This is a genomic window from Streptococcus sp. 10F2 (assembly GCF_054331515.2).
The window spans coordinates 1-2,845 of record NZ_JBTGGE020000089.1; the positions used below are offsets into that span (position 1 = coordinate 1).

The 2,845-nt window shown below is 37.3% G+C and carries 2 protein-coding genes, 1 tRNA gene and 1 rRNA gene; all 4 read right to left on the reverse strand.

The features are described from left to right. Positions 1–175 precede the first annotated feature (175 nt). Entirely contained in the window at positions 176–1,237 is a 1,062-nt protein-coding gene (locus tag ACXM1Q_RS09020) for a serine hydrolase (protein WP_458517773.1), read from the reverse strand. A gap of 108 nt (positions 1,238–1,345) precedes the next feature. Beyond that, positions 1,346–2,329: an oxygen-dependent tRNA uridine(34) hydroxylase TrhO gene (gene trhO / locus ACXM1Q_RS09025; protein WP_135035509.1), complete on the reverse strand. Its 984-nt coding sequence runs from the start codon at positions 2,327–2,329 to the stop codon at positions 1,346–1,348. A 125-nt stretch (positions 2,330–2,454) separates the two neighbouring features. After that, positions 2,455–2,528 (reverse strand) — tRNA-Asn (locus ACXM1Q_RS09030). 9 nt (positions 2,529–2,537) lie between these two features. Then, positions 2,538–2,653, reverse strand: a 5S ribosomal RNA gene (gene rrf, locus ACXM1Q_RS09035). Between the last annotated feature and the right edge of the window lie 192 nt (positions 2,654–2,845).

The window sequence follows — 2,845 nt, forward strand, 5'->3', positions numbered from 1 at the left end:
TTAAAAAAGGTCACAAAAACCTTTATTTGGTATGCACAAAAAGACCACTTTTGAAAGTCTGATGGAATTATGAGCTTTCAAATGTGGTCTTATTTTAAATTCTAGGTCTTAACTTAATGACATTGAAGTTCGTTCTTCTGTCTTTTTTGATAACATTTGTCTCATCGAGCAAAGTTTATGGATTCATATTCACTCGATGCCATTCATTGATGACATAAGCTAGCTGTCCTACTTGATACAGACCAACCGCACTGATTTCGCTAGAAGCTGTAGTTGTACCTCCCAAACCTGCTGTATAAAGTGCAACCAAGTAAGGTGTCTCCTCGTATACAACTGCATTGACATTTAAAGCTTCATTCACATAGCCTGGCTTCTGATCAATTTTCAAACCTGGTAGGAGACTCTTATAATATTCTCCTGGGAATGATTCACCCGTTAAACGTAAGATTTCAGAATATTTCTTTTGATCTTTCCAGAGATGCTCTAAAACCTGAATAAAATAATCAGTTGTCGTTTTATTTTCAGTTGAAATGGTTTTAATCTCACCCTTTGACGTACCATAACGGTCGTACATTTCATACACCTTATCCATGCCACCTAGACGATCCGCTAAAGCATAGGCAGGAGTGTTTTCAGAATAAACCAAAGAATAGACCTGCATATCTGGAATAGTCATCATACCACCAAAGGCTGCGACATAATTATCATGCTCCCCTTGATACTCAAATTGAGTATTGGTAATGTCAAACTCATCCTCTAAATTTAATTTTCCTTTTTCAACTTCGTCAACAACTAACATGTTTAAGGGCAATTTATAGGTAGAACCAGCCGTCATTGCTTGAGTATCATTAAAAGCAAACTGTTCATTACTTTTTGTGTTTTTATAAGAAAAAGCTACCTGAGAATGGTCAATACCATATTCATCCATATAGGCTTTTACAACCTCTTCAAGCGACAAATTTGCATAATCATAGTATAAGCCGTAACTATCCATAATTGCGGCATCTTCTTCCATGACTTTTTGCTTATCAGCCTTACTCTTATTTGTAGGAACCACCTTATCTTCTTCAGACTCTTCTCCTTTTTTCTCTTCCTTTTTAGTCCCCATGATTTGTTGTACCATTTGGGAAAAAGGATTCGATTTGGAATGAGAGCCAGCAAAAAATACTGCAACAACAAAGGCTAAAGAAGCTAGTCCAACAAGAAAACCAACAATCCACTTACTATACTTTTTCATAATTCCTCACCCAGTAAATTTTCAACCCACTTATTATAAAATATATACAAGCAAAAAACAATAGAAATAAAAAAGTTCAAGTCTAAAACCTGAACTTTTTTATTTCTATTAAGCCATAGCTGAATCTAATACTTCACCAATAGCGGCTAATCGCTCAACAACCTCAGCCTCAGTCAAACCATTTTCAGAAACATAGCGATTCCGAGGATGAACGCGACATTCATGGCTACAAGCACGAAGATACTTAGCTTCATTTTCTTCAGATGTCAAAATACGTCGGTTACAGAAAGGATTTCCACAGTTCACATAACGTTCGCAAGGTGTTCCGTCAAACCAATCTTTTCCAACGACAACTGGATCGACATGGTTGATATCCACTGCAATCCGCTCATCAAAGACATACATTTTTCCATCCCAAAGCTCACCTTGAACCTCTGGATCCTTACCATAAGTCGCAATTCCACCGTGTAGCTGACCTACATCTTTGTAGCCTTCACGAACCATCCATCCAGAGAACTTCTCACAACGGACTCCACCTGTACAATAAACAACAACACGCTTGTCCATGAATTCTTCTTTGTGATCACGTACCCACTGAGGTAATTCACGGAAATTACGAATATCCGGACGAATCGCACCACGGAAATGACCTAAATCATACTCATAATCATTTCGTGTATCAAGTACCACTGTATCTTCATCCAATAGGGCTTCTTTAAATTCCTTTGGAGAAAGATAAGCACCTGTCGTTTCAAGCGGATTAATATCAGCGTCAAAATCGTTATCCTCTAAACCAAGATGAACAATTTCTTTCTTATAGCGAACAAACATCTTTTTAAAGGCTTGTTCTTCTTCTAAGTCAATTTTAAACCAAAGATCTTCCATACCAGGAAGCGAGTGGACATAATCCATATACTTCTGAGTTGTTTCAAAATCACCAGATACAGTACCGTTGATTCCCTCATCAGCGACTAAAATACGCCCTTTAAGACCAATAGACTTACAAAATTCCAAATGGTCTTTCGTAAATTGCTCCGCATTTTCAATGGGAACATATTTGTAATACAATAGAACACGAATATCTTTTGCCATAAGATTTCATTCTCCTTTAAACTATCATTTGAATTTAAAATTCAATTCATTATAACTTGAAATAGAAGAAAACCCAAGACTTTTATCTTAAAAGTAACAAAAAAAAAGACCCCTAAGGGTCAGAACTCCGCCAGTAGGACTCGAACCTACGACATCATGATTAACAGTCATGCGCTACTACCAACTGAGCTATGGCGGATAAAGAAAAGCTAAGCGACTACCTTATCTCACAGGGGGCAACCCCCAACTACTTCCGGCGTTCTAGGGCTTAACTTCTGTGTTCGGCATGGGAACAGGTGTATCTCCTAGGCTATCGTCACTTAACTTTTTTCTGTAATAATTTGGCGGTTTCAGCCTCATCTGCATCTCGGTAATCCTTAGATTTACCTCGACTGGATTCCTTGAACTCATCCAAATTATTTTTGAAAAATTGATTTTTCTCTACAAAACCTTGTAGAGTGAGTGTTAAGAACACTCAAAATTGAATAACTATAGAGGATATGAAATCCAAAAGTA